This is a genomic window from Campylobacter geochelonis, from assembly GCF_013201685.1.
Classification (GTDB): domain Bacteria; phylum Campylobacterota; class Campylobacteria; order Campylobacterales; family Campylobacteraceae; genus Campylobacter_B; species Campylobacter_B geochelonis.
Genome location: NZ_CP053844.1, coordinates 195,393 through 221,490, shown reverse-complemented (window position 1 = coordinate 221,490; position 26,098 = coordinate 195,393). Strand labels below are relative to the sequence as shown.

General features: G+C 35.0%; 24 protein-coding genes and 5 tRNA genes. 15 read left to right on the top strand and 14 right to left on the bottom strand.

The genetic code is table 11. The features are described 5' to 3' along the window. Position 1: 1 nt before the first annotated feature. Genes CGEO_RS01055 through CGEO_RS01030 form a run of 6 tightly spaced genes read right to left on the bottom strand, consistent with a single transcriptional unit; the run spans position 2 to position 3,813 of the window. A complete protein-coding gene (locus tag CGEO_RS01055; RefSeq protein ID WP_075493844.1) occupies positions 2–694 on the bottom strand; it encodes a hypothetical protein in 693 nt (230 codons plus the stop codon). Continuing rightward, positions 691–921, bottom strand: a complete 231-nt coding sequence (locus CGEO_RS01050) for an NADH-ubiquinone oxidoreductase subunit E family protein (RefSeq protein WP_075493846.1) — start codon at positions 919–921, stop codon at positions 691–693. The genes CGEO_RS01055 and CGEO_RS01050 overlap by 4 nt, the downstream gene beginning before the upstream one ends. Then, positions 918–2,144 carry an NADH dehydrogenase (quinone) subunit D gene (nuoD, locus tag CGEO_RS01045; protein ID WP_075493848.1) on the bottom strand — a complete coding sequence of 409 codons (1,227 nt, stop codon included), beginning with the start codon at positions 2,142–2,144 and terminating at the stop codon, positions 918–920. Before nuoD ends, CGEO_RS01050 begins: the two co-directional genes overlap by 4 nt. A gap of 3 nt (positions 2,145–2,147) precedes the next feature. Next, positions 2,148–2,933 (bottom strand): NADH-quinone oxidoreductase subunit C, encoded by a 786-nt coding sequence (locus CGEO_RS01040; protein WP_075531325.1) that lies wholly within the window; start codon positions 2,931–2,933, stop codon positions 2,148–2,150. Next, positions 2,933–3,442 (bottom strand): NuoB/complex I 20 kDa subunit family protein, encoded by a 510-nt coding sequence (locus CGEO_RS01035; RefSeq protein ID WP_075539879.1) that lies wholly within the window; start codon positions 3,440–3,442, stop codon positions 2,933–2,935. Before CGEO_RS01035 ends, CGEO_RS01040 begins: the two co-directional genes overlap by 1 nt. Then, a complete protein-coding gene (locus CGEO_RS01030; RefSeq protein WP_075493854.1) occupies positions 3,424–3,813 on the bottom strand; it encodes an NAD(P)H-quinone oxidoreductase subunit 3 in 390 nt (129 codons plus the stop codon). The genes CGEO_RS01035 and CGEO_RS01030 overlap by 19 nt, the downstream gene beginning before the upstream one ends. Positions 3,814–3,979: 166 nt before the next feature. On the opposite strand from CGEO_RS01030, the gene CGEO_RS01025 reads away from it, so the two are divergent. Continuing rightward, positions 3,980–4,594: a hypothetical protein gene (locus CGEO_RS01025; RefSeq protein WP_075493856.1), complete on the top strand. Its 615-nt coding sequence runs from the start codon at positions 3,980–3,982 to the stop codon at positions 4,592–4,594. A 717-nt stretch (positions 4,595–5,311) separates the two neighbouring features. Here the strand turns inward: CGEO_RS01025 and CGEO_RS01020 are convergent. Further along, positions 5,312–6,220, bottom strand: a complete 909-nt coding sequence (locus CGEO_RS01020; RefSeq protein ID WP_075493858.1) for an inositol monophosphatase family protein — start codon at positions 6,218–6,220, stop codon at positions 5,312–5,314. Positions 6,221–6,352: 132 nt separating this feature from the next. Between CGEO_RS01020 and CGEO_RS01015 the strand changes: the two genes are divergently transcribed. Beyond that, a complete protein-coding gene (locus CGEO_RS01015) occupies positions 6,353–7,360 on the top strand; it encodes an AI-2E family transporter (RefSeq protein ID WP_075493860.1) in 1,008 nt (335 codons plus the stop codon). On the opposite strand, the gene CGEO_RS01010 is transcribed toward CGEO_RS01015, so the two are convergent. Then, positions 7,357–8,919, bottom strand: coding sequence for an inorganic phosphate transporter (locus CGEO_RS01010; RefSeq protein ID WP_075539880.1), 1,563 nt, complete (start codon positions 8,917–8,919; stop codon positions 7,357–7,359). The two genes, CGEO_RS01015 and CGEO_RS01010, sit on opposite strands and share 4 nt — an antisense overlap. Positions 8,920–9,043: 124 nt before the next feature. Here CGEO_RS01010 and CGEO_RS01005 point away from each other — a divergent pair, with 124 nt between their 5' ends. Then, positions 9,044–9,799 carry an exodeoxyribonuclease III gene (locus CGEO_RS01005; protein WP_075539881.1) on the top strand — a complete coding sequence of 252 codons (756 nt, stop codon included), beginning with the start codon at positions 9,044–9,046 and terminating at the stop codon, positions 9,797–9,799. A gap of 19 nt (positions 9,800–9,818) precedes the next feature. Then, on the top strand, positions 9,819–10,595 hold the full coding sequence (locus CGEO_RS01000; RefSeq protein ID WP_075539882.1) for a carbon-nitrogen family hydrolase: 777 nt from the start codon (positions 9,819–9,821) through the stop codon (positions 10,593–10,595). A gap of 498 nt (positions 10,596–11,093) precedes the next feature. Here the strand turns inward: CGEO_RS01000 and CGEO_RS00995 are convergent, their stop codons facing one another. Next, entirely contained in the window at positions 11,094–12,218 is a 1,125-nt protein-coding gene (locus CGEO_RS00995) for an NAD(P)/FAD-dependent oxidoreductase (protein ID WP_075531322.1), read from the bottom strand. A gap of 158 nt (positions 12,219–12,376) precedes the next feature. Between CGEO_RS00995 and CGEO_RS00990 the strand changes: the two genes are divergently transcribed. From CGEO_RS00990 to CGEO_RS00970, 5 genes are all read left to right on the top strand, one after another. Beyond that, positions 12,377–12,453: transfer RNA gene (locus tag CGEO_RS00990), tRNA-Pro, on the top strand. Positions 12,454–12,458: 5 nt separating this feature from the next. Beyond that, positions 12,459–12,535, top strand: a tRNA-His gene (locus tag CGEO_RS00985). A gap of 12 nt (positions 12,536–12,547) precedes the next feature. Beyond that, positions 12,548–12,624, top strand: a tRNA-Arg gene (locus CGEO_RS00980). Positions 12,625–12,633: 9 nt separating this feature from the next. Next, positions 12,634–12,710 (top strand) — tRNA-Arg (locus tag CGEO_RS00975). A 52-nt stretch (positions 12,711–12,762) separates the two neighbouring features. Next, positions 12,763–12,847 (top strand) — tRNA-Leu (locus CGEO_RS00970). 675 nt (positions 12,848–13,522) lie between these two features. On the opposite strand, the gene CGEO_RS00965 is transcribed toward CGEO_RS00970, so the two are convergent. Together CGEO_RS00965 and CGEO_RS00960 are read right to left on the bottom strand one after the other, a co-directional pair. Further along, a complete protein-coding gene (locus CGEO_RS00965; protein WP_172658060.1) occupies positions 13,523–14,131 on the bottom strand; it encodes an outer membrane beta-barrel protein in 609 nt (202 codons plus the stop codon). 89 nt (positions 14,132–14,220) lie between these two features. Then, the gene (locus CGEO_RS00960) at positions 14,221–14,931 is read right to left on the bottom strand and encodes a TerC family protein (RefSeq protein ID WP_172658059.1); all 711 of its coding nucleotides are present in this window, start codon (positions 14,929–14,931) and stop codon (positions 14,221–14,223) included. A 233-nt stretch (positions 14,932–15,164) separates the two neighbouring features. On the opposite strand from CGEO_RS00960, the gene CGEO_RS00955 reads away from it, so the two are divergent. The 6 genes from CGEO_RS00955 to CGEO_RS00930 all read left to right on the top strand — a co-directional run bounded on the left by CGEO_RS00955 (position 15,165) and on the right by CGEO_RS00930 (position 22,862). Beyond that, the gene (locus CGEO_RS00955) at positions 15,165–17,255 is read left to right on the top strand and encodes a TonB-dependent receptor domain-containing protein (RefSeq protein WP_075539885.1); all 2,091 of its coding nucleotides are present in this window, start codon (positions 15,165–15,167) and stop codon (positions 17,253–17,255) included. Positions 17,256–17,408: 153 nt separating this feature from the next. Beyond that, on the top strand, positions 17,409–17,849 hold the full coding sequence (exbB, locus tag CGEO_RS00950) for a TonB-system energizer ExbB (RefSeq protein ID WP_075493876.1): 441 nt from the start codon (positions 17,409–17,411) through the stop codon (positions 17,847–17,849). Continuing rightward, entirely contained in the window at positions 17,827–18,219 is a 393-nt protein-coding gene (gene exbD, locus CGEO_RS00945) for a TonB system transport protein ExbD (protein WP_075531320.1), read from the top strand. Before exbB ends, exbD begins: the two co-directional genes overlap by 23 nt. Further along, entirely contained in the window at positions 18,182–18,973 is a 792-nt protein-coding gene (locus CGEO_RS00940) for an energy transducer TonB (protein ID WP_075539886.1), read from the top strand. Before exbD ends, CGEO_RS00940 begins: the two co-directional genes overlap by 38 nt. Before the next feature lie 174 nt (positions 18,974–19,147). Next, entirely contained in the window at positions 19,148–19,882 is a 735-nt protein-coding gene (locus CGEO_RS00935; RefSeq protein WP_075493882.1) for a 4Fe-4S dicluster domain-containing protein, read from the top strand. Between the two features lie 10 nt (positions 19,883–19,892). Then, complete coding sequence (locus CGEO_RS00930; protein ID WP_075539887.1) at positions 19,893–22,862, top strand: molybdopterin-dependent oxidoreductase; 2,970 nt, start codon at positions 19,893–19,895, stop codon at positions 22,860–22,862. Between the two features lie 453 nt (positions 22,863–23,315). Here the strand turns inward: CGEO_RS00930 and CGEO_RS00925 are convergent, their stop codons facing one another. The 3 genes from CGEO_RS00925 to CGEO_RS00915 form a co-directional block, all read right to left on the bottom strand. Beyond that, positions 23,316–24,491 carry a hypothetical protein gene (locus tag CGEO_RS00925; RefSeq protein WP_172658058.1) on the bottom strand — a complete coding sequence of 392 codons (1,176 nt, stop codon included), beginning with the start codon at positions 24,489–24,491 and terminating at the stop codon, positions 23,316–23,318. Positions 24,492–24,586: 95 nt separating this feature from the next. Then, positions 24,587–25,285, bottom strand: coding sequence for a hypothetical protein (locus tag CGEO_RS00920; RefSeq protein ID WP_172658057.1), 699 nt, complete (start codon positions 25,283–25,285; stop codon positions 24,587–24,589). 120 nt (positions 25,286–25,405) lie between these two features. Then, entirely contained in the window at positions 25,406–26,098 is a 693-nt protein-coding gene (locus CGEO_RS00915) for a DNA alkylation repair protein (protein WP_075539888.1), read from the bottom strand.

The window sequence follows — 26,098 nt, the reverse complement described above, 5'->3', positions numbered from 1 at the left end:
ATCAAACCTTACTTATCTTTGCTATTTCATAGCTATAGTTTTCTACATTTTCTAGCCCCAAAAACGCGATTGTCCCTTTTAAATTTAAATCCAACTTAAATTTAGCCTCGCACTCTAAATTTGGTGTTTTTATCTTTACGACATCGCCATCGTTTATCTTAGCAACCATGCAAAAATACTTTCCGCCTACAAAATTTCTATCCAAACTATGCTCAAAAACAACAGCGCCATCGTAGTTTTTAAGCTCTTTTAGTTCACTAAATTTACTCTTTTCAAACACGATTTCTTCGCCTTTTAAATTGATCACTTTCATACCAAATTTTCCAACTAAAAAAGCTAAAAAAGCTTTTAAATTTGATGCGTCTGGATGGTATGAGGTTAAATTTTCATCTATTATTAAAAGTTCGCACTCGTCTAAAAACTCGACTATATCCTGCGCTTCTTCTTCGCCAACATTACTTTCGCCACTTAAATATCCAGTATCAAGCCCGCCAAAATACTCATCATCGCTTATTAACTGACAAACCATAGCAAGCACGTATGGCTCGCTTCCGATTTCGCACTTTATGGTTGTATTATTAGATAAATTTTCATCATCAATCGGACTAATAGTAAGAATTTCATCATCTTTGTACTTTTGGCTTAGCCATCTAGCTTGAAAGCTAAGAACTGATGTGAGATTTAAAATTTTCATAAATTTCCTTTTTTGACAACTATAGTCCAATCAACTTGGTTAAATTTCAAAGAATTCATCAACGTTGAATTTAGTCCAGCAACCAAATCGGCGCTTTTTTGCACAGATGAAAAATCCCCTATCTCAAAGATAAATATCATAACTTCTCCGCTTTGCGTATCTCGTATAATCTCGCCCATTCTGGTTAAAAAATTCTCTTTTAAATGTCTTAAATCGTATCTTTTCATCTATCAACCTCGCCAAGTAAGATGTTTGAACTACATATGATAGCCGAAACATCAGCTATATAATGCCCTGGAATCATCTCTTCATAAATTCCACAGTGCCAAAAGCTAGGCGCTCTAATCTTAAGCCTATAAGGTCTGCTCTCGCCAGTAGAATATATATAAAATCCAAGCTCGCCTTTTGATGCCTCTGTAGGCAAGTAAACCTCGCCAACTGGCGGTTTTAACCCTTGTGTTACTAGCACAAAATGTTGCATTAAAGAGTAGTTTTGAGTCATAAGTTGCTCTTTACTAGCGCTTACAAACTCTGGCGCATCGGCTAGAATTTTTGGCTCTGTATCATAGTAAAGTTTAGCGCATTGGCGAAGGATTTTAACGCTCTCTTTCATCTCAGCAACATAGCATTTATAACGCGCGTAGCAATCTCCAGCGCTAGCATATGGCACATCAAAGTCAAGTTCATCATATATTAAATACGGCTCTTCTTTACGCAAATCCCACTGCACACCACTTGCTCTTAACATAACGCCACTACAACCCCAGCTAAGTGCTGTTTCTTTGCTTACAACTCCGACATCTTGCGTTCTCATAAGCCAAATTCTGTTTGTATCAAGCAAGTCTTCATAGTCTTTTATGCCACTTAACATCTTATCGCAAAAGCCCAAAAGCTCACAAAGCCAACCCTCTGGCAAATCAACAAAAACGCCACCTATCTTTATGCTATTGTGCGTAAGTCTTGCTCCACAGTATTTTTCTATCAAGTCAAGCACATACTCTCTTTCTCTAAAGCAATATAAAAACACCGTCATAGCGCCTATATCAAGAGCGTGAGTTGCTAAAAACAAAAGATGTCCAGCAAGGCGGTTTAGCTCTAAGATTATCGTTCTAATCACTTGCGCACGACGCGGCACTTTGATATCACATAGCTTTTCAACAGCTGCGCAAAGCGCGTAGTTACTCATACTAGCAGAGGTATAATCAAGCCTATCTGTAACTGGCAAAAACTCATTATATATCATATTTTCTGCCATTTTTTCAACACCTCTGTGCATATAACCAATACCAGGCATTGCCTTTGTTATCTTCTCTCCATCAACTTCAAGCACAAGTTTTAGCTGACCGTGCGCTGCTGGGTGTTGAGGACCAAAATTTAATATCATTTTTGAATCTATTTTTTGAAACTCTATATTTTCAAAGAAAGGTTTTAGTTTGGTAGGATGTTGCATGTTTTACCTTCTTTTTTTAAGAATTTTAAATTTATCTCTAGTTGCATGCTTAATAAAAGGCACACCACCTTTTTCTTGATACTCTTGCAGATAAGCTTCACTTGGCTCTACTCCGCCATACTCGGTTTCATGGTAAATTCTTGAGAAGTTAAATGTATCTTTGCTGTCTATAAAAGCAGAATCTCTGTTTTCTTCTCCTACGATATCTCTATACTCTCGCCCAAAAATTTTATCCACTTCATACCATTTTGCCGCCTCATCGCCATGAAGTGGGTATGATTTTAAAAGCGGATGTCCATACCAATCATCTGGCATAAGAATTCGTTTTAAATTTGGATGATTTTCTATCCAAACCCCCATCATATCATAAAGCTCCCTTTCAGCCCAATTAGCGCTTTTATACAGCGAAGTAGCACTTTGTAAAAACTCGCCGTTTTTAACAAAGCATTTAACTCTAGCTCTTCTTTTATGTTTTATGCTTAAAAGCTGATAAAAAACCTCTATGCCACCACGTTGATGTATAAAATCAACCCCACTTAGCTCACTAAGTATCTCATAGCCAAATTCTTTTAGCTTTTCTAACGCTTTTAAATTATCATTTTTATCTACAAAAACAACCATTTGGTCAAACTCAACGTATGAGTTTAAAACAAGCCCATCTAAAGCTTTTAAGTCATCTTCGAATTTACTCCCCAAAACATCAAATTTAGGACTTTGTGGAGCTACGTAAAATCTATCTTCATAGTAGTTTTTTGCCGTTGTATCTTTTTTAAATCTATCTCTTCTCATCAAACAACCCTCTTAACTTTTTGTTTTCTTCTAGGAGTTTCTTTACGAATTTTTTTCTGAAGTATCATAAGAGCGTATTGAAGTGTCTCTGGGCGTGGAGCGCAACCTGGCAGATATATATCAACTGGTATAACTCTATCAACCCCTTGAACAGTAGCGTAAGTGTTAAACATACCGCCTGTATTTGCGCAACTTCCCATGCTTATAACCCACTTTGGTTCTGGCATCGCATCGTATAAACGACGTGTAAATTCAGCGTGTTTTTTGGTCAATGTTCCAGCTATTATCATAACTTCGGAGTGTTTTGGACTAGCTCTAAAAATCGTTCCAAACCTATCAAAGTCAAAACGCCCACCACCAGCTGCCATCATCTCCATAGCGCAACATGCAAGCCCATAACTCATCGCCCAAAGCGAGTTACTTCTGCCCCATTGGACTAGTTTATCAACAGTGGTTAAAACCACCGGAAGTCCGTTTTCCTTCGTATAATCTACTTTATGGAATGCCACTCTAATGCTCCTTTGTGCCATGCGTATATAAAACCGATAGATAAAAGCACGATAAACATCACCATCTCGATAAAGCCAAAAATTCCAAGAATTTTGAAATTTACAGCCCATGGAAACATAAAGATGATCTCTACGTCAAAAAGTATAAACAAAACTGCCACCAAATAAAAATATGAGTTGATTCTGTTTGGTTGCTTTACACTTTCTGGACCGCACTCATAAACTGATGATTTTAGTTTTTCATCTCTTTGGTTGGCAAACTTAGCACCCACGATAGATGAGAGTTTTACTGTCAGCCAAAAAATACCAAAACCTAAAATCAGCATAACAAAAGCACCAAAATAAGGATGCTCGAAAGACATATGCGACATATACACCTCGTAAATTTTATCAGATTATACATTATACTTTAAAAATAATTTGATTTTGCTTTAAGATAAAACTTAGCATTTTATCTTAAAATAGGGATAAATTTTACTCTTTTTTAAAAATTTCATAAATTTATGCTAAAATTATCCAATTTTAAAAAGGATTTTTATGAAAAAAATTATATCATTTTTAGCTGTTTTGCTCTTTTTTACTGGTTGCGCAAAAACAGTAGAATACAACAAAAACCTAGAAGTCGCTGGCGTAAATCAAAGTTTAGTTATCAACTCGGCTCTTCAAAAAACATATATTTTTATGGATGCTTTAGCGCTTAAACCCCAAAGTATCGCATCAAGCACAGCTTTAGGCGAAGATGATTTAGAGATAAATGTTGGGGAATTTGTTCAAAATGAGAGTTTGCGGTTTTTCAAAAACTACCTTTCAAACCTTGAAGTCACAAGCAACAAAGAGGTTTTAAGCTCGCCAAATTTGATAATCATGCCTGAGATTCAAAGCTTTAGCTATGGATTTTACAGCTCAGATGGCTTTGATATCGACTCTAAACCGTTTGTAAGCTATGCGTTAAATGTAAAAATTTTTAAAAATGGCAAGCAAATTTATTCTAAAAATATAAGCACAAATGAGCGAAATTATGGCGAAAAAACCTTTTTTGGCATGGGAGATACAAGCTATGCGCAAATCGGGCCGATTTTTCAAAAAGCTATCGCAAACGACTACAACGCCAACGCAACTGATATCATAAACTCGATAAACTCGGCAAAATAAACTCTTATCCAAATTTAGATTTAAATTTGGATAAATTTATCTTAAGGTTATAAAATTTTATAACCTTATTTTATATAAATACTCAATAGTAATTTTACTATTTTTAATAATTATATTTTATTTTAATAGCTAGTGTTTTAAAAATAATTTATTATAAAAACTTAAATTTAAAACAAATTTAAACACTTTTTATCTTTTAAAATAATCAAAACTTTCACAAATATATTAACAAATAATGAGTTTCTGTACTTTTAAAATTATAGTGCTAAAAGAGCTTAAGAGATAAAAAAGCAAACACTACCATGCTTTAAATCTAGAATTTGTTTATCAACTTTAGACTGTTTCCTTGTCAAAAGCATCAGCAAAGTCCAATTTCTCCCAGACAAAAAGCTTAAAATTTATATATCTATTAAATTTAACGATAATATTTTAAAGAATAATTATAAAATTTTATTTCTAAAATCGCAAAGCTTACACTATAAAATTTTACATAAAACATCACGAAAATACTTAAAATTTAACTAATGTTTTTTTGGCAAACGCGCGAATTGTTTTTTGCCTAAAGCGAATTAACGAGCAATCATCTTTAAATTCTCTAAAATAATCAAAAATTTAGTAGCAAAATATATTTAAATTTAGCAAATTGCAGATTATTTTTTAAAACAAACTCACAAAAGTAAATATTTTGCTTTTAAGCACGCAAACTTAAGCTTTTATTTAACCAAACAATGCCTTTTCTAGCGCTTCATCGATATGTGAATTTGTGAAAATATACATCGTATTATGCCCAAATTTACGTACCTTGCCTCGCCCACCAGCTTCATTTAGTATAAGCCAACCAGCGCAAAAGTCCCATTCGTTGATGTTAAATTCAAAGTAAGCATCGCAAAATCCAGCCGCATTAAAACACAAATCAATCGCCGCGCTTCCGCTTCGCCTGATTCCAGAAATTTGGTTTATTATCTTGTTAAAATAGACTAAATTTGGGTTTTCAACTGCGCGATTGTATGGAAATCCAGTTGAGATTATCGCCTTTTTAAGTTCACTTGTTTTTGAAACGTTAATCTTCTCGCCATTTAAAAATGCCCCAGCTCCTTTAATAGCATAAAATTTCATCTTCAAAACTGGCAAAACCACCATTCCAAGCACGGTTTCTTCATTAAATTTAAGCCCAACGCTAATGCAATGAAGCGGATAAGAGTGTATGAAATTTGTCGTGCCATCTATAGGATCAACGACCCAACACCACTTGTTGTTAGCCTCGTTTTGCCCATTTTTGTGCTGCGTGGTTTCAAAATTATCACCGCGTGGTATGTTGTTACAAAACTCGCTTTCTTTAAAATTTTGGCTACCACTTTTGCTAATTTTTTGCTCTTTGCTTTTTTTACACTTCAAAGCTGGTAAACTGCCATGCTCTTCAGTTAGAATTTCGTGAGTTGGGTAGTTTTGGCGGATGAAATTTATTATCATTTCATCTGATTTTTTGTCTATCTGTGTTACAAAATCCACATCGCTACTTTTTGTATTAACACTAAAACCGCTCTTTCTTGAATCAAGCTGAAACTTGCCGACCTCATCTAAAAAACTATCTAAATTTCTTAAAATCTCTTCTAAATTTTCATCCATCAATCAACCTTTTAAGCTAAATTTGCCTTTAAATTTTAAGCTAAATACCTTAAATTTATCGCTACTAAATTATACATTATTTATCTATTTATAAGCGAATTTGGATAAAATTTATCAAAAAAGGACTCACTTTTGAGAATTCACTTCGTTTTTATATCTTTAGCTTCTATCATCATCATTTTAGCTGGTTTAAAGGCCGCTAGTGGCGTTATAGTGCCATTTTTACTAGCTGTTTTTCTAGCAGTTATCGTCTCTCCACTAATTGATATTTTAGAAAAAATTAAAATCCCACGAATCATATCTTTTGTTTTAGTAACGATTTGTTTTTTAGGAATTCTATCGATTTTAGGCTATATTACGATAAATGCGATGGCGGATTTCACAGCTCAACTTCCAGAATTTCAAAGAAATTTTAAGCTCTTGCTTGATGGCTGGATAGAGAAAATCAACTCTTATGATGTCGTTAAAATCGATGCTGGAATGCTCGGTTTTGATCCAAGCAGTATCTTTTCAACCACAAGTTCGTTTTTAAGAAAGACAAGCTCGACTGTTTCGATGTCGTTTTTTATACTTTTGATGGTTGCTTTTATGCTGTTTGAAACTTCGATTATGAAAGAAAAAGTCGCATATTTGCAAAAGCAGAACCCACAAGCTCAAGTCTTTGCTCAAACTTTTGTTTACAACCTAAAAAGATATCTGATGATAAAAAGCATAGCTTCAGCCATGACTGGGCTGATTATCGGGATTGGGCTTTGGTATTTAAATGTTCCTTATGCTACGCTTTGGGGAGTTGTGGCTTTTATTTTAAACTATATACCAACGATTGGTTCGATTGTCGCTGCTGTGCCAACGCTTTTTGTGACACTTTTAACCGGAGATTTTAGCGACTCGTTTTGGGTTCTAGCCATTTATGTAGCGGTGAATACAGCTATTGGGACTATTATCGAGCCACGATTTTTAGGAGAGGGACTTGGACTTTCTACGATAGTGATACTTTTTAGTTTGCTTTTGTGGGGCTATGTTCTTGGGATTGGCGGATTGTTTTTAGCAGTTCCACTTACTATGAGTATACAAATAGCTCTAAATTCTAGCCCTAAGACTAAATTTATAGCTATTCTTTTAAGCAACAAGGTTGATTAAAAAACCAACCTAAATATGATAAACCATATCGCGCTAAGTGCTGCTGATGCAGGTAAAGTTATAATCCATGCTAACGCGATAGGTTTCATCAGTTTCCAGTTGGTCTGTGCATTTGCTATACCGATTCCTAAAATCGCTCCGATTAAGATATGAGTTGAAGATACTGGAAGCCCTAAAACTGAAGCTAGCATAACAACGCTTGCTGCTGAAAGTTCAGCGCTAAAGCCAGATGCTGGATGGATTTTTGTAAGGTGCGTTCCAACTGTTGCGATAACCTCTTTACCGATAAACCAAAGTCCAACTATCAAAGCCACACCAAAAGTTATCATAACGATAGGAGGAATTTGCGCGTGAGCATTTATCTGGCCAGTTGCTAGCGTATCCATAATAGCAGCAAATGGTCCAACTGCGTTTGCTATATCGTTTGAACCATGAGAAAACGCAAATCCAGAAGCTGTGAAAACCTGAAGCCACGAGAACATTAAAAATGTCGATTTTGATAAATCAGAACGCCTTAAAGTCTTAGCGAAAATAAACATCGCCATCCACGTAGTAGCGCTTACCATAGCGATGATTAAGTAGTTATGCAGACTTGAAAGTCCAAGTTGTAAATTTTGCAAACCTTTAAACAAAAGCATACTTGTAATAACTGCTATACCAAGAGCTGCGATTGCTGGTATGCCAAGCTCAAGCGCTTGATGAGATTTTAACTCATCTTTTTGTCTATCAAGCTCATCCATCTTTTTAAAATACTCAGAGTCTAAGTCTGTAGGGTCAAAATTTGGATCTTTCATCGTATAGATATCCCTATTCATCGCCTCTGTGTAGTTTACTTTTTGGATATCGCTGAGAGATTCAAACATATTTTTGTGCTCTTTTTTAAGCTCTTTTTTTCTCTTTTTTAGCTTTTCTATTTTAATTTCAGCGATAGCGTTGTAGTTTAAGATATATTTTTTTATCGCTTTGTATAAAAGATATGATGCAAGACCACCAAGCAAGGGCGAAAGCACCCAAGAAAAGGCTATCGTGCCTATTTTACTCCATTTAACTAGCGAAAAAACAGAAACGCCTGGCAAGTCTAGGATAAAACCTAAAGTCATACTTGAGCCAACTATAGCTCCGATTATCGCGTGAGTTGTGGAAACTGGCCAACCCTTTTTTGTAGCCAAAAGCAGCCACAAAGCAGCCGCTATGAGCGCGCTCATCATTATATATATAAATTCATTTGGAGAAACAGAGAGTTTTTCTAAGTCCACGATACCACTACGAATCGTTGCCGTAACCTCGCCACCAGCCAAAACTGCGCCACTTACTTCAAAAACAGCTGCTATGCAAAGTGCTTGAGTTAAAGTTAGAGTTCCAGCTCCAACGCTAGTTCCAAAAGAGTTCGCGACATCGTTTCCGCCGATGTTAAATGCCATAAAAACGCCAAAAAGTGTAGCAAGTATAAAGATAATTTTGCTAGAAGTACCTATAAATTCAAAGCCCCAAATCATAAAATAGCCCGTAACTGCGATTAGCAGGGCGCCAAAAAACATGCTTAACTTTGAAATTTGCATGAACAACCTTTTTATAGAGTAAATGTTTGCTGATTATATCAACTTTTTGCTAAAATTAAAAGTATAATTAAGAAATATTACATTTAGGAAACATTTTGTATAATCGCCCTAAAAAAGGATAAATTTGAAACTAATTTCATGGAATGTAAATGGATTGCGAGCTGCTGTTAGCAAAGATAGTTTTGCATGGTTAGATAGCGTTAAGCCTGATTTTTTGGGGCTTCAAGAAACAAAAGCAAGTGAAGATAAAATTCCAAGCGAAATTTACTCACTCGGCTTTAAAGAGATAAACATAAACTCAGCCGCTCGCGCTGGATACTCTGGCGTTATGAGTTTAGTAAATTTTGACACTTTATGCACAAAATCGCTCTTTTTTGATGATAATGAAGGGCGAGTTTTAGAGCATCGTTTTGGAAATGTCGTGCTTTTTAACATCTACTTTCCAAACGGTCAAAAAGATGAAGAAAGACTTAGCTATAAGATGAAATTTTATGCTAATTTTTTAGCCTATCTTGATGAGTTAAAAGCCCAAAATTTCGATATTATCATCTGTGGCGATGTAAATACGGCTCATCAAGAAATAGATCTTAAAAACCCAAAAGCTAACGCCAAAACAAGCGGATTTTTGCCAATAGAGCGAGCGTGGATAGATGAACTTTTAAGCCACGGTTTTATCGATACTTTCAGGCAAATTCACGGCGATGAAGTTAAATACTCGTGGTGGAGCTACCGTTTTAAAGCAAGAGAGAAAAATATCGGCTGGAGGATTGATTACTTTTTTATTAGCGAGTCTTTGAAAGATAGGTTAAAAGATGCCTTTATCTTAGATGAAATTTATGGAAGCGATCACTGTCCTGTGGGCATAGAGATAGATTTATAAACCAAATTAAGGAGCTTTTATGAGAGTTGCTTGTATAAATTTCGACTCAAAATTTGAGCAAGTTGATGAAAATTTAGCCAAAGCAAAGCACTTTATAGACTTAGCATCAAAGCAAAAGTGCGATACCGTGGTATTACCAGAGCTTTTTTCAACTGGATTTTTTCCGCAAAATTTGGCTAAATTTGCTGATTTAAATGGAGAAAAAGCTACCTACTTTTTCTCAAATTTAGCTAAAAATTTAAAGATAAACGTCATTGCTGGCTCGATTATAGAGCGCATTGGCGATAAATTTTATAACTCATCTTTTATCTTTTCAAAAGATGGCTCTTGCATGGCAAAATACAGTAAAATTCACCTTTTTTCGCATATGAAAGAAGATGAGTTTTTCCAAAGTGGCGATAAAGTGGTAAATTTTATGCTTGATGGCGTAAAATGTGGCATTATCATCTGCTATGATTTACGTTTTCCAGAGCTTGTTAGAAAGCTAGCGCTTGATGGCGTAAAGGTGCTATTTATCGTATCTGCGTGGCCTTTATCTAGGCTAAAACATCTTGAAATTTTAACCCTTGCAAGAGCGGTTGAAAATCAGATTTTTGTAGTTTTAGCAAACTCTTGCTCCTTTTTTAACAAACTTAAATTTGGTGGAAATTCGATGATAATCGACCCGCTTGGCGAAATTTTAGCAAAAGCTTGTCAAAATGAGTCGATGATAAGTGCAAATTTAGAGTTATCAGCACTTGAAAAAACTCGCCAAAATATCAGCGTTTATAAGGATAGAAAGCCAAATTTATACTAAATTTGTCAGCTTTTAGTGTGTTTAGCTAAATTTTATACTAAACAAATTTGGCTTTATTTTACAGCTAACTTACACTTCACGCAAAATTTAAAACATTTTTTCTAGCAAGTTAGAAAAATAGCTAATTTGTAAAACAAAAATCGCCCAAGTTAGCCCAGAAAAAGTATGGATTTAGCAGCAAAAACTTTTGATTCTTATCTGATTGAAATAAAAAATACTTATTTTTTGCCCATCAAAAAGCTAGAATTTAGCACAATGGATTAAATTTAGCTTATACTGACTTTAAGCGACCAGCTTAAAAGTTTTTATCTATTTGCAAAACGTGGATTTTAAGATTAGCCCTTTAAAATTTGCACATTTTCTAGCAAAAACATAAATTTAAAAAGCTAGAGTAGTGAAAAGCTTTTCATCTAACAAAACCGCGCAAGTTTTTGGGATTAAACCTTACAAAAATATTTTTTCAACCAAAACGCATATGCAGTTAAGCAAAACCGTTTCTTATCTACCAAAAATCGCGCCAACTCCCTCAAGCTCTACATCCCATTTTTTCTCAGTCAGCCACTTCATAAAAACAGCAAATTTCCCACTTATATTTTGTCCAAAAATGTTTCCAACAGCCCGCTCTTTGCCTATCGAACAAATCAAACCTTTGTTTTGATAACTAAATTTTGGCGCATTTTTGCCATCAATTAGCAAATTTATATTTTTCCCAAGATACGCGCCCATTTGGCAAGCGATTTGTGCAGTCGGCGCGAACTCTTTAAATTTCGCCACGTCGCCGATAGCGTAGATGTTATCTTTAAATTTTAGGTTTTCATCGACTAAAAGTCTAGCTCTGTGATTTTTAAATTTGCTGTTGTCAACCACGCTATTTCCACGAATTCCTGCAACCCAAACAACCACATCGGCGTTTAAAACACGCTCATTTTCTAACAAAATTCCAGCTTTAGTTCTTTTTACAACCTTTGAATTCTCTAACACCAAAACGCCTAAATTTTGCAAAATTTCACTAGCTTTTTTATGCAGTTTTTCATCATACATCGGCAAAATTTGCGGCAAAGCCTCAACAAGCGTAATTTTTACCTTTTTAAAGTCAAATTTATCTTTTGCATACTTTGCACCCTCACGCGCCAAAGCTCCAGCAAATTCCACTCCACTAAGCCCGCCACCGCATATCACTATGTCTAAATTCTCTCTTTTTTTATCTGCTAATTCATCAAATTTAGAATAAATTTCATTTTTTAGCTCAAGCGATTTTGCATAAGTTGTTATCTCACGCGAATTTTCCATGCCATCACAGCCAAAAGTCTCTTTTTCAAAGCCAAGCGCGATGATAAGGTAGTCAAACTCAAATTTAGCATCTTTGGTAAAAACTGTATTTTCTTCGATTTTAGCAACTTCATCAACTACAAAATTTACTCTTTTATCGATAACTTTTTTGATATCAAAAAGCGCTTCTTTATCGCATTCTCCAGCTGCAACTTTGTGTAAAAGTGCGGTGTGGTAGTGGAATTGATTAGCGTTTATAAGCGTTATTTGCGCCTTTTTAAAAATCTCATCTGGCAAATTTTTTATAAAAGACAGCCCAGCATACCCGCCACCAAGTACTAAAATTTTTATCATTTAATCCCTTGAAATTTATATTTTTACATTATAGTATATTTTCTAAATCTTGTAAAATGTTCCGATTTTAAAAAATTTGATTTATTTTGTAAATTTTATTGACTTTTTGAAAATTTTACTATATAATACGCTTTCATTTTAAAAAATGAGTCCAGGTTCGGGGCGTAGCGCAGTCTGGTAGCGCACTTGGTTTGGGACCAAGGGGCCGAAGGTTCGAATCCTTTCGCCCCGACCATTATGGTGGGTGTAGCTCAGTTGGTTAGAGCATCAGATTGTGGTCCTGAGGGTCGTGGGTTCGATTCCCATCACTCACCCCATTTCGGTTTGTTGCGTTCGTAGCTCAATTGGATAGAGCAACAGACTTCGGATCTGTAGGTTGAAGGTTCGACTCCTTTCGAGCGTACCATTTTTTTGAGCGTCCATAGCTCAGCTGGATAGAGCAACGCCCTTCTAAGGCGTAGGCCAGAGGTTCGAATCCTCTTGGGCGTACCATTTTTGGTTTATTTAAGGTTTTTTTAGATAAACTTTCATTGTTTATACACGTGCGGATGTGGTGAAATTGGCAGACACGCCAGACTTAGGATCTGGTGCTTTACGGCGTGAAGGTTCAAGTCCTTTCATCCGCACCATCTTTTTTATAAACTTTCAATCATTTTAAATTTACATCACAATTTATTCGGTATTTATATCTTTTTAATTTACCGTATTTGTTTAAAAGTCTTGCTAAATTAAAATTTTACCAACCAAACAACATTTAAGTCTTATGATAATTGCGTAGTTGTAGTAAAATAAATATAATTTTGCTAAATACAATTTTATAGTATTTGGCGCAAAAACAACTATGTTTTACACAAAAATCTTTTATTATATTTAATAGATTTGAGATATTGCATTTTTACTATTAAAAAACTAAAATGGGCGATTTAAAATATTTTGATTACAAAACTTTTTTAATTTAACTTTAAATTCTGTAAAAGTTAAATTAAACAAACTATATTTTTAGATAAAAGCAACGAGTAAATAAATTTAGAGTCATTCAAACTTTAAATTTATAAAAACTTCTCGTGCTGCGCAAAAGTGCTGTTTTAAAATGCATTTGTGATTACGAGCAGTTTTGCATAAATTTTAAAATTTAATTTGGTATTTTAATATATTTGAAAGATATTCTTATATACATATTATAGAGCAGTGCCGAATATATCTACACTTTTATATATACAAAAGTAAATTTTTGCTTTTAGCCACGTACTATATCATCACATATTATAATCGTTAAGTTTGCCCCGCAAAAGCGGAGCTTTAAACTAAAATTTGTAATTATATCCTATATATGGTCCATGGTTACTCTCATCTACATCAATATTACCATTTGATATAGAATCATAGTTAGCTTTATCATAGCGATATCCAAGCTCAAGCTCGTTGTTTGCATTTACACTATAAATTCCACCAACTTTTGCACCATAGATAAACCCACCAACCCTATCGGTTTCTGAATAACTATTTGCACCAAAGTTAAGATCTGCTTTAAGATCTAAAAGCGAGTATCCAGCGTATACTCCAGCTAAAAATTTAAAGTTATTTCCAACTTTTGGAGTTAAATCTGCGCCAACTAAAAAGTTGTGTCTTTTCCACTCTAATTTCGAATCATAAGGACCATTTGCTAGTACTCCGCTTTCACTAATACTACCTTTTAATCCATACTCATATGCGCCATAAACTCTAAATTTATCAAAGTCATATCCGCCTTTTATACCCAAGCTCGCCCTTTTATCGTCTATACTGCCAACGCTATCTGCATCTAACTTTGATTTAGAATATCCACCATAAACTCCAAAAAACGGGCTTTGAGCAAATGCTGAAGAACCTAGCATAATGGCAACTAATGCTGATTTTACAAGTAAATTTTTCATTTACACTCCTTTAAAAATGTAAATGCAATTTTACCCCCCCCCCCTATTAAAATTAACTTAATTTTAATAAAAAGAGGGAAATTTAATAATTATTTCTTATTTCTCATGCTGATATTTATCATCTCTACTGCCAACGAGAACGCCATCGCAAAGTAAATATATCCTTTTGGTATGTGCATTCCAAAGCCCTCACCTATAAGCGAAACTCCGATGAGTATCAAAAATGCCAAAGCTAGAATTTTTATCGTTGGGTTGTTATCGACAAAGCGGCTTATCGCCCCGCTAGCAAACATCATCACGCCAACAGCTGCTATGACTGCGATTATCATTATATCGATGTGTTCTGCCATGCCAACTGCGGTGATTACACTATCAAGTGAGAAAACGATATCAAGAATAGAAATTTGAATGATAACGCTAGTAAAACTAACTTTTTTTATCTCTTTTCCCTCTTTTTCGCTTTCTCCTGCTACGTTGTGGTGAATTTCAAGCGTTGATTTTGCTAGCAAAAACAATCCACCAAATATCAAAATCAAGTCCCTACCAGAAATTTCCATACCAAAAACACTAAAAAGCGGCGCGGTAAGTTTCATTATCCAAAAGAGGCTTAAAAGTAGCAAAATTCTACTAACCATCGCAAAGCCAAGCCCTAAAAGTCTGGCTCTATCTCGTTGCTCTTGCGGGAGTTTTCCACACAAAATCGCTATAAATATGATGTTATCGATACCCAAAACTATCTCAAGCCCGATAAGAGTAAAAAGGCTTATCCAAGCTTCTGGGGAGGCTAACCATTCAAACATAAACTTCCTTTAAATAAAATTTAACAATATTATCAAAATTTGCTTTATTACTTTCTTTAACTATTTTTATATTCTTGTTTTTTAATATTATAACAAATTTATATACTTTATAAATATATTGATAATTAATATTATTTTAAGTAAATGCTTGATAAACTTCTTCTCTATTTTATAATAGTGATAACATTTATCGTTATTATAATAAATTTAAATTTATACTTTTAAGGAATTTCATGGGTAAAAGATACCTTAGCGTTTGCGCATCTGTTTTTTTACTATCTACATCGCTTATAGCCGATGAGAAGGTGAATTTAGACACTATCGAAGTAAGCTCAAGCTCGATTGGTTATAACAACGTTGATGCTTATAAAATTTCAACCAGAAATGCCGAAATGGCAAGAGATATACTTCGCGATATCCCAGGAGTTTACATCGGCGGAACAAACAGTTTTAACCAAAAAATTTATATGCGTGGAGTAAACGATCGTGGTCTAAACATCACAATCGATGGCGCAAGACAAAGAGGAAATGTCTTTCATCACGGCGCAGACTTGGTTTTAGATACTGATTTGCTCAAAAAAATCGATGTCTCAACAGGCGTAAACAGTGTCGTTGCAAATTCTGGCGCACTTGGCGGAAGTGTTGCTTTTAAAACAGTTGATGCAAGCGATTTGCTTGAAGATGGACAAGTTTTTGGCGGTAAAGTAAAAACTGGTTTTAACTCTAACGATGATAGAATCTCTTCAAGCCTAGCACTATATGGCAAAATCTCAGACACACTTGAGTTACTTGGATATGTAAAATATAGCGATTATAACTATGGCGAAGATGGGCATGGAAACGATATCGCCGGAAAAGGTCACGATGTAAGTTATCTTTTTAAAGCTGGATATAGCTTTGGCGATAGCCATAAGATTACTCTAAGCACGGAGCATAACGAGTACAAAGGGCTTTATCCATTTAGACCTGAATTTGGCGGAACTGCGTTTGTTGATACAGGCAAAATCAAAGCTGGAGAGAGAAATCAAGCCCTACTTCCTCAAAAGATGCAACGCGACACGCACAGACTAAACTACACCTACAACCCAAACGAATTTGTTGATTTGGATTTAAACTTATACTACACAGATCACTCTATAGTGCGCTCAAAACTTCCTAGCCTTGAGATGGCAAAAAAAGCAGGAAAAGCCTCTTTGATGGATGGTGGCGTTAAAACTTATGGCTCAACTTTAATAAATACAACCAAACTTGATCAAGGGGATTTAAAGCACACTTTAAGATATGGTTTAGAAGTTTATAAATCAATCAGCTATCTTGACTCAAGCGTTGGACTAAGCGTTAAAGGCGACAAAATAGTTCAAAAACCAAACAAAACAGTAGGCGATGATAAAGCCACAAGCTACTCTGTATTTTTAGAAGATAGCATGAAAATCGGCGCTCTTACGATGACTCCAGGCGTTAGGTTTGATTACTATAAACTAGATACAATGGGCGAATGGCCAAACCGCGCGAGTTATGACTTTAGCGAAGTTAGTCCAGCATTTGCGCTTGATTATCAGTTCCAAAACGGCATTGGACTTTTTGGTAGCTACTCAAAAGTTTTCCGCGGTCCAGATCCGATAGAGTCAATCAGACTAAGCGAAAACACAGCTAAAACTTATAAAAAATCAGATGCCTTAAAACCTGAAACTGGCGATGCTTATGAAGTTGGCGCAAGATATAGCACTGAATTTGGCGCTGGTCATACACTAAATTTCTTAGCTAAATACTTCTACACTGATTATGATAACTTGATAAACGAATACGCATCTCCATCAGGAGTTGGCGGCACAACAAGAGTAAATGCAGGCTCTGCAAAAGTCGATGGAGTAGAACTTGCCACTAGAGGACAGTTTGGAAATTTAGGTCTTGGAGCAAGCTATACTCACTCAAAAACCAAATATGAGCAAACAGCGACTCCAGCACAAGCAGGACAAGCGATATATGGCGGAATTTTAGGATATAGCGATAGTGGCGATAAATATACATTTAACGCTGATTACTATATTGACGCGGCTGATGTTTTAATAGGCTATAATATGATTTTCTTTAACTCAAAAACAGATAAAAAATCAGGTTATAAAAAGCCAGCTTACGCAGTTCATGATGTGTATGCTACATGGATGCCAAGTGGGAGCTTAAAAGGTTTAGAGCTAAATGCAGGAGTTTATAACATTTTTGATAAAGCGTATTATTCGCACTCTCAAAGAAGTTTTGGAGCAACTTCGGCAAATGACTGGGAACCAGGCAGAAGCGTAAGAGCTAGTATAAGTTATAAATTTTAAAATAAGCCCAAATTTGGGCTTATTTTTAAGCAAAATTATCTGTTTAAAGCGTGTTTTTGGCTATAATTTTGCTTTTTTTGAAATTTGATAGTTTTTATCTATTTTAGAAAATACATTTTCTAAAATAGATGCAAATTTAAACAAAGGTTAAGAATGGATTTTTTACGGGATAATGTTGAGAGTTTGATTATCATTATTTTGGGTTTTATGAGCTTTATCGTGGTCGTTTACACCATTGAAAGGCTATACTTTTACGCAAAAATTAAGATAGAAAATTATCAAAGCGAAGAGGAACTTGAAGTGCTTTTAACAAAGAATTTAACCACTCTTTACATCATCTACTCAAACGCCCCATACATCGGGCTTTTAGGCACTGTAGCTGGCATTATGATAACTTTTTATGATATGGGAATGGCTGGAGGCGGAGTTGATGCAAAATCGATAATGATAGGTATGTCACTAGCGCTTAAAGCTACGGCAGCTGGGCTTTTAGTGGCTATTCCAACTCTAATGATTTATAACGCATTTTCAAGAAAAGTTGAAGTTATACTAGCTAAATTTAGGATAGAGCATGAAAAAAAGCTCAAAGCTTAAAAAAGATGGATTAAATGTCGTTCCTTTTATCGACATTATGCTAGTTTTGCTTTGTATTGTGCTTAGCATTTCAACCTTTATAGCGCAAGGAAAAATCGCAGTCGAACTTCCACAAAGCCAAAGCGGGATAAGAGAAGCGCCAAAAGATGCGTTAAATATAGTGATAGACGAACAAAGCCAAATTTATCTAAATGATAAACTAGTAAGCCAAGAGGACTTTAACAAAGAGATAAATGCACTTGATGCAAAAACTCTTGTTGTTTTAAGAAGCGACAAAGAGGCTAAATTTGAGAGTTTTGTTAAGGTCATAGATGCATTAAAGATGAAAAAGCATGAAAATTTCGCAATCGCAACGCAAATTAGAGAATAATGGCTTAGCCTTAGGGCTAGTGATTAGTATAGCACTTCATGGGGCTTTGGCGGCTGGACTTTATGGACATTTTAATACCACAAAACCACAGGCTTTAAATTTAACAAGAATTTCTCTTGATGTATTTAACGTAGGTGGAGGTCAATCAGACCTTGCTCCAGCGCAAGAAAGCGTCGTAGAAGAGATTATAGAAGAAGAGCCTTTAGTAGAAGAAAAACCGCTAGAACCGATAGTTGAAAAACCGATTATCGAAGATAAAATCGTCGAAGAGGTGGTTAAAAAACCAGAACCAAAACCAAAAAAAGAGAAGCCAAAAAAGAAAAAAACAGAGAAGAAAAAAGAAAAAAAAGATGATACTAAAAAAGATGATGTCGCTAAAACTGGCGGAAATAACGCGCTAAGTGCAAGCACAAACTCTATCGCATCAAGCGCTATGACAAGCACGACTCCAACACAAAATTTAAGTGCAAGCGAGAAAGAAAACATAGGAGCTCAAATTCAAGCCATCATCGCAGCATACGCTAAAAAGCACTATCCGCACAAAGCAAGAATCACTAAAAAGCGAGGAACGGTAAAAGTATCGTTCATCATCGATAAAGATGGCGCAGTTAGCGATGTTAGGATAACCGATTCGAGTGGGCATGAGATACTAGATGAAGCTGCTATCAAATTTATCCATAAAACCAAACACAAATTTCCAAAACCAAGCGTGAAAACGACATTTGACACGCCGATTAAATTTACGCTGATTTAGGAAGGATTTTCCTAAATTTAGCTAAATTTTGAAATTTATCAAATTTATTCTGCATTACACCCTTATTTCACATTTATAATAACACTTAAATTTACACAAATTTTACGCTAATTATATAAAGTTTTAATGTTATAAATTATATTTTATCAAATATCGCCACAAAAAGGAGAAAAAATGCAAGAAATTTCGCAAGATAAAAGGCGCGAATTTATCAAAAAATGCGGTTTAGTTTTTGCCTCAACCGTTTCATTGCAAGCTAGTCCAAACGTTTTTACAAATAGCAAAACCCCAAGATATGGTATGGTTGTAGACTTAAGTAGATGTGTAGGATGTCAGTCTTGCACGGCAAGTTGTAGCATGGAAAATGACGTTCCAATAGCACAGTTTAGAACTATTGTTTCAGAGTATGAAGCTAAAGACGATAAAGGCAATGGCGTTATCGCTTCACTTCCTCGCCTTTGCAACCATTGTCAAAAACCAGCTTGTATTGATGTTTGCCCAACTGGTGCAAGCTATCAAAGACAAAATGGCATAGTCAAAGTTGATACCCAAGCTTGCATTAGTTGCGCTCTTTGCGTTGAAGCCTGTCCATATCACGCTAGATTTTTAAACAAAGAGAACTTAACTGCTGATAAATGCACATTGTGCGATCATAGACTTCGCGATGGGCTGTTGCCAGCTTGCGTTGAGAGCTGTGTTGGTGCAAGCAGGATTGTTGGAGATTTACACGATGAAAACTCACAAATTCGTAAATTTTTACAAACACATAAAACTATGGTGCTTTATAGTCCAAAAGATACAAACCCACAAGTTTTTTACCATGGAATCAGCCAAATTCTAGCCAAAAATGAAGAGAGTCAAGAGTATAAAAGAGTGATTCACTGGAGTGAAGAGCTCTATGTTTTTTAAAGGAAAGACAATGAAAAGAAGAAATTTTATAAAAACTGTGGCTTTAGGCGCTCTTGCCTCACCAGCATTAGCCACGCAACCACAAGATGACTATAAAGCACAAGGGACTCCACACGAACCAGAATTTAAAATAGTAAATGGTAAAGTATTTAAAACACCAAATCAAGATGTTGTTTTAAGTATGTGTCATGGATGCACGACAAAATGTGGGATTAGAGTTAGGCTTGATAATGGTAAAATCGTAAGGTGCGCTGGAAATCCATATCACCCATTAGCAAATTTTCATCACCAAGACTACGACACACCACTAAGCGTTGCATATGCAAATTTAGCACAAAACCAAGAACTTCGCTCAACTGTATGCAGTCGTGGAGCTTCTCTTTCAAAGATGGCAGAGTCAAACATCCGCATACTATCGCCTCTTAAACGAGTTGGCAAACGAGGAGAGGGAAAATGGCAAAAGATAAGCTTTGAGCAACTTATAAAAGAAGTTGTTGAGGGCGGAAATCTCTTTGGCGAGGGACATGTAGATGGACTCAGAGCTATTTTTAGCGATGAATTAATAGATAAAGAAAACCCAGAGTATGGAAGCAAACGAAACCAGCTGCTATGTTATTATCTTTATGATGGGCGCTCTGATATAGTCGATAGGTTTATGAAAAAGTCATTTGGTACTGTAAATTACTACTCGCATGGCGGAATTTGCGGTGGTGGTTTTAGAGTCGGCGGTAAAATCGCCTTTGGAACGAAAGGCTTTATGCATGCAAAGCCAGACTATGAAAATGCTAAATTTAACCTCTTTTGGGGAACAGCGCCATCAAATGGCGGAAACCCCTTCCAACGACAAGCAAAAATGTTATCAAATGCAAGAAGCGATAACGATGAGTACTCTTATGCTGTGATTGATCCAAGTGTCACAAACGCAGTTAAATTCGCATCAAGTAAAAAAGGCAGATGGATACCTATAAAATCAGGGACTGATTTAGCTCTTTGTATGGCGATTATAAGGTGGATTATAGAAAATGAACGTTATGCTAAAAACTACTTAGAACAACCAAATTTAGCACAAGCCAAGCTATCAGGCGAAATCCATCACTCAAACGCAACTCATCTAGTTATCGTACAAAAAGACCATCCAGACTATGGCAAATTTGCCCGCGTCGATGGAGAAGCTTTGGTATGCTCTAAAAGTGGCAAAATTCAAAGCCATCTTATAAACGAACCAGCAAAGCTATTTTTTGATGATAAGATAGATTTAAATGGCGAAGAAGTCGGCGTAAAAAGCTCTATGCAACTCTTGAAAGAGTCAGCTTTTGAAAAAAGCTTAAAAGAGTATAGTAAAATTTGTGGCGTGAGCCAAAAAGATATCGTTTGGCTTGGGGAAAATTTCACAAAAAATGGCAAGAAAGTAAACGCAAGTGTGCATGGCGGCATGATGAGTACTCAAGCTGCGATGAGTACTTACTCGATTTTTATCTTAAATACACTTTTAGGAACTTATGGTTATAAAGGTGGCTCGATTATGGCGCAAGGCGGGATTCATAACTATTTAAGCGGAAGATATGAGTTAGCTAGTTTTGAAGGTGCTAAAAAAGCAAGTGGGATAAATTTATCAAGAAGTGGCGCATACTATGAAAATTCATCGGAATTTAAACGCAAAGTAAAAGCAGGACTCAACCCATATCCAGCAACCCAACCTTGGTATCCACTCTCAATGCCTTTAATCAACGAAGCATTAAATTCAAGCGCATTTGGATATCCGTACAAAGCAAAAGTCTTTATAAACTATATGACAAATGTTGTTTACAATCAAGCAGGAGCAAACAGCTCTGTTGTAAATGCGATAAAAGATAGTAAAAATTTGCCACTTTTTATAGCAATTGATGCTTTTATGAATGAAACCAACGCTTATAGCGACTACATAGTTCCAGATGGTGTAAATTTAGAAAACTGGGCATTGCCAAACGATCATTGGGGCATACTAACCAAAGCTTCTACTATCCGCTATCCAGCGCTAAAAGCTAGACAAGATAGAGATAAAAACGGTGAGCTTATCTGTGTGGAGCATTTTTTCATACAAGTTGCTAAAGAGCTAGGACTTGCTGGTTTTGGAAAAAATGGCTTTAAAGATAAAGATGGCAAAATTTATCCACTTAATAAAAAAGAGCAATTTTACGCCGCGTCTTTGGCAAATTTAGCCTTTGATGGCAATGGAGTTAGCGATATAACAAAAGAAGATGAAAAGCTTGCGCCTATCCAAAATGCCTTAAACGAACTCAAACCATATCTTAAAAAAGATGAAATCAAAAAAGTAGCCAAAGTCCTATCAAGAGGAGGTCGTTTTGATGATATGAAATTTGCTTATCAAGATGAAGTTATTGCTAAACCTTTTTCTACAGCAACCGCAGCATCAATCTACTATGAGCCACTTGGCTCACACAAACACTCCATAACTGGAGAATTTATGAGTGGAACTCCAAAATATATGCCTCAAACTTTTAGCGATGCAACTCCTATAGAAAAGATTTATCCAGCAAAAGAGTGGAAGTATAAGCTAAGCACACGCAAATCAAACATCCAGCACTACTATACTTCGATAATCGAAAAGTTAAAAGCTATCCATCCGCACAACTATGTCCGAATCGCACAAGATATCGGCGAAAAAGAGAGTATAAAAACTGGCGATTTAGTCAAAGTCGTAACGCCAAATGGCGAGCAAACTGGCGTGGCATTTGTAACAAATGGTGTTGTAAATGGCGAAATTTCAATCGAACATGGCTATGGACACGATGAGTTTGGCGCACGAGCTCATTATATCGATGGTGTTAAATCACTTGAGTTAAGTTCAAGCAAAGATGGGATAAATCACAACAAACTAGGTTTGCTTGATCCAACAAGAAATGGCAAATTTACTCTTGGCGACTTTTATGTAGGCACTTGCGCAAGGCAGGCGTTGCCAGCTAAGATTTATAAAGTCTAAATCGGCTATAAATTTAATGGTAAATTTAGTAACTGTTTTGCTAAATTTACCGTTTTATATATATAATTTTTAATCTACTTTTTAACTGCATTTAATTTGACACTTTGATTTTGTTTTTTCGCTTCAAGTTGATGATTTGGTTAGTGAATTACACTTTATTTTAATAATAATTTCCAAAAATTTATACATTTTTCTTTAAGTATCGTATAAATAAGCACCTTGTGTTTTGTTTAAATTTACAGGTAGAATATTTTAAATTTATACTACGGCGCATTATATAAATATATTTTATAAAAATAAAGAGCGCAGCATTTAGCTTATTTATATAAATTTATACTTTATAAGTGTAGGTAAATTACCTTTCTAGCGGTTTTAAATTTAATTATTTTGTGTTGAATTTGAGAATTTTCGATTTGTCTATTTTGTAATTATTTTAAGCCACAATCTTTAAATTTAAGAAGTCTCAGACTCAATAGTTACTCTTTGTTTTCCTCGTTCTTGTCTTGAGTATCTTTCATTAATTTCATCTGCTTTTCTTTCCAGTGCTTGATAAAGCTTGGAGTTGGAATGAATAGCTGAACGGATTTCTCCTCTTCTTCCTCTTCCTCTATCGTTGCGTTCCTGACTATCACGTTGTCTGGTATCATCTTTTACCCCTTTTTCAACTTTTTGAATATTATTGTTATAAGTATCTTTAAAGATTAACTCACTATCTATTTTAGTTTGTCTTAACTCTTTAATATCTAGATTATACTTACTATTTCTTAACAAATCTCTTAACTCATAATTAAAATTGCTATAATCTTTACCACTATCTCTTATAACATTTACTGTTTTACCATCTCCACTAGTGGTTATATAATACCCCATCTCCCCATCTTCTGTAGCAAAGGTATCTCCTATGGCTTTATTAATATTTTCTAAATCCTCATAAGTTACAGGGTTGTTGAAAACTACTTTTACAGCATTCTTGTCTGAAGATTTAGCATTAGGAACAACTTTACTCTTACCTATACCATCTTGATTTAGTATTCCACCTAAGTAACTAGCATAAGCATTTACTCTATCGTCAAAACTTTCACTATCTTTAGTATTTTTAACACTTACTTCAAAGTTAGGGTTGTTTTGTACGACTCCATCATCTCCTACCCATTGACCTTTACCATAACCATTAAAACTTACATCAAGACCTAATTCACTAGCTAAGGCTTTAGCTTCGTTTGAATTAATTACTTCATTAACAAATTCTTTTGTATATGTATCTTTAGCTCTAGAATCACTTTTTAAAGAATCATACACATCATTTACACTTCCATCACTATTACTAGGTATTGCTTCTATAGATAAATTTATCTTTTCAACTTTAGTACCTACAGGTTTAACGTTTTGTTTAGTTTTAACTGGAGCATTTTCTTCTACTTTAACTCCTCCTTTAGGAGCATTCTTATCTTTTGGAGTAGTTTTTTTAGAAAAGATATTATAACCTTTGCTTGATAGTCTAGGTTTTCCATATTTCTTTTCTAAAGCTTGTTGAACTACTCCTTCTCCACTTTTGTTATAAGATGTGTTAGCTCTGTCTGTATTATCCATGATGACACTTCCACCAGCTTCTATAACTTTACTAGCCATATCTATAGTATCCTCTAGCGCTTGAGGACTTGCTTTTCCTCCACCATTGACACTAGCAAAGGCTACAGTATCTTCATTAGGGACTATCTCATCATTTACTGGTATATGAGCATATCTTGCATCATCAGCATAGTTAGCAGTTGAGCTACCATCTCTGCCATAATTTTAGCTCTTTTACTAAACTTAGTACTTACACCACCGATACTCATACCTAACTTTGTAAGTATATTTAACATCTTACCGTAGATATTTTCACTTTTTATACCACTATTAACTAAGTTTTTAACTATCTCAATACCTTCACTACTCTTAGCTATTGCTAGTTTATTAGTAGAGTTATTAGTAGTTGTTACTTCGTTTAAGTCTATAACCTTTGCTTTATCGTTTTCATCGAGTTTAGAATGTAGTTCTTTATCTATATTAGATATTTCAACTAAGGCAGATGTAGAGTTGTCTGTGTATTGTGAAGATTGAGTCTGAACGTTCTCAGACTCCGTAGTTACTCTTTGTTTTCCTCGTTCTTGTCTTGAGTATCTTTCATTAATTTCATCTGCTTTTCTTTCCAGTGCTTGATAAAGCTTGGAGTTGGAATGAATAGCTGAACGGATTTCTCCTCTTCTTCCCACATCTCTGGAGTCAAGTCGTCGTGCATCGGTATGTCGTCTGTTTGTTTCATTAGTATCTCCTTCTATTTTTTTAATATTAGTATTATAGCTTTCTTTACCTATTAATTCGCTTGCTATTTTAATATGATATAAATTTTTTATATCTAAATTATATCTACTATTTTTCAATACTTACTTTTACCATAACAATTAAAGTAATTTTAGATTTTAAAGCGCAACCGCCAACCAAACGAAATTTAAAAGTGCCAAATATAGTAAATTTATTTTATTTTTCACCATTTGTTGTGTTTAAATTTGCTTTTTCAAACCCTTTAGCTCTAGTTTGTCTTCTTGGCTAACTCGGTAGCTTTCACAAATTTTTTGAATAGATTTTTTAAGGATAAATGGCTCGTTTAAACGCGATGTTAAAAAACTATAAGTTAAATCTCGCTCTTTTATAAAACACTCACAAAGCGCCCATGCAATCGCCATTTTAACATAATACGCCTCGTTTTTATTTGCCATAATCGTATCAAAAAATTTAGGCAAATTCTCTTTATTTATAAAATTTTTTAAAAACATTACGTAGTAATATCTCGCTTCAAACTCGTGTTTTGAGTTAGCAAACTGCTCGCAAAAGTTAAGCCAAATTTTAAAATCAGATTTAACTTTTACCGCAAAACAATCGCAAATCGCCCAGTTTGAAATACTACGCACAAATTCCTCGCTTAAATTTAGCTTCTTTTCTAGCTCAAATTTAGCCAAATTTATAACAAATCCTAAAAATACAGCCTCTTCATGAAATTGCGGTTTAAAAGTGTGTGCGAATTTTTCTATCTCATCTAAGCTGTTTTTAACAAACTCGCGTGCCAAAGTCCTAAGAATAGGCGTTCTAACGCCTAAGCAGCTAGCATTTGGTATAAGATTTTGACTAAATTTCTGATAGTTTTCTTCAGAAAATGAATGCAATGTTGATACTATTTCGTTGGTTAAATTTTCCAT